Origin of the sequence: uncultured Tateyamaria sp. (assembly GCF_947494755.1) — a bacterium.
Lineage (GTDB): Bacteria > Pseudomonadota > Alphaproteobacteria > Rhodobacterales > Rhodobacteraceae > Tateyamaria.
The window spans coordinates 1-253 of record NZ_CANLVZ010000055.1 but is presented as its reverse complement, the minus strand read 5'-3'; the positions used below and the strand labels follow the sequence as shown (position 1 = coordinate 253).

Annotated in this window: 1 pseudogene; it reads right to left on the bottom strand. The window is 56.9% G+C overall.

Annotated features, from left to right (window positions below):
- Positions 1-253: pseudogene (locus Q0908_RS20335) on the bottom strand (IS3 family transposase); the annotation flags it as partial.

Genomic DNA, 253 nt, shown 5'->3' with positions numbered 1-253 from the left:
CGTTCTTCGTCTGGGCGACCAACAGGTATCCGGCGCTGCGTAGATCGGTGTTGTCTCAGAACACGGCAGGCGCGGCGCTCCGAGACATTCAGCTCAGCGCGAACACGATCAATGCAGGCTCGGCGGCGAGCGGGGCTTAGAAGTTTCCCTTTGCGGCCTCCGCCAAGATCATCTTATCCAGCGTCAGATCCGATACGGCCTTTCTCAAACGCTCGTTCTCTTTCTGTAGACGCTTCAGTTCCTTCAATTGATC